We start from the raw sequence: 530 nt of genomic DNA, 5'->3' as shown, positions 1-530 counted from the left end.
CTCGATTCTTACTAGTATTTACTGCAACAGCTTCAGGTCTTTCATTAGTTAATACTGTAGAAGGATATGCAAGTGCAGGAATTTCAATAAATTAGTTTAAATAATTAAAAGGCTTCTAGTATCTTATTGATATTAGAGGCTTTTTAAGACTGCTTGTTAAACATATATTTAATATTAATTAGTGAGCGTAATATAGAGTATTGTTATATAATATAAAATAAAAACGTTAAATTAGAAATCGAGAATTATCTAGGGGGGCTACTGTGAAAAACAAGATTGAAACATCAATGAACAACTTTGTAAAAGATTATCATAAATTTAATAGTATAACTACAAAGTGGCAAGAGCTTTTGTTTGCTTATGTATCTGCCGAGGATGATATGTTTCAGAAGTTAAAAAGTGTTGTTGGAACATCTCATGCTATGCCAAAAGATTTTCTGAAAAATGGAAAAACTATAATTACATATTTTATACCTTTTGATGAAAGTATAAACAATAGTAATATTGGAGGATTTGAATGTTCTGAATAT

1 pseudogene is annotated in these 530 nt (G+C 27.5%); it reads left to right on the top strand.

Going from position 1 to position 530, the window contains the following annotated elements:
* Nucleotides 1-263: 263 nt before the first annotated feature.
* Nucleotides 264-530, top strand: a pseudogene (locus K0039_RS20545) (epoxyqueuosine reductase); the annotation flags it as partial.

It is taken from the genome of Terrisporobacter mayombei (assembly GCF_020748465.1).
Lineage (GTDB): Bacteria > Bacillota > Clostridia > Peptostreptococcales > Peptostreptococcaceae > Terrisporobacter > Terrisporobacter mayombei.
The sequence above is the reverse complement of the archived record's forward strand: the minus strand, read 5'-3'. Positions and strand labels throughout refer to the sequence as shown.